The following is a 586-nucleotide window of genomic DNA, read 5'->3' on the forward strand; positions in this document are numbered from 1 at the left end:
ATTGTTCGTGTTGATGTTGCTGTCAATGAACCATCTGATACTTCAACTATAAGAACATATGATTTTCCTGCTTGTGATGGTGTTGGTGCCCAGAGATAATATCCATTTGCAGATATTTCACCAGGACCGCTTACTATTCTAAATGTAACAGGATCACCATCGGGGTCATTTGCCTTATAAATAAATTCAAATGGGACAGGAACATTATGAACAGGAATTACCTGATTATTTGGTATTTCTGCAGTGAATACTGGAGCTCTATTTACATTATTTACAACAATTGCAACTGTTAATGAAGCAGACAATCCACCTTTATCTGTAACCTTAAATGTTACTGAATAAACACCAGCCTGATCATAATTTGGTTTCCAGGTGAATTTATTTCCTGATAATGTAGCTCCTGTTGTAGCTGGAGTTGCTGTATAAGTATATGTTAATACATCTCCAGCATTAGCATCTGCTCCATTAAGAGTAATTGTTAATGTTTCATTTTCATTAACAGAATATGGACCAGCTGGACTTAAAGTTAAAGTTGGAGCTACATTTGCTTCTGCAACTACAATTTGTGCAGGGTCAGCTGTTGCAC

Annotated in this window: 1 protein-coding gene; it reads right to left on the minus strand. The window is 36.3% G+C overall.

From position 1 onward, the window contains the following. A partial coding sequence (locus VJY32_RS14305) for an Ig-like domain-containing protein (RefSeq protein WP_353678611.1) occupies positions 1 to 586 on the minus strand: 586 nt, incomplete at both ends.

Origin of the sequence: Rosettibacter primus (genome assembly GCF_036860675.1) — a bacterium.
In the GTDB taxonomy this organism is placed as follows: domain Bacteria; phylum Bacteroidota; class Ignavibacteria; order Ignavibacteriales; family Melioribacteraceae; genus Rosettibacter; species Rosettibacter primus.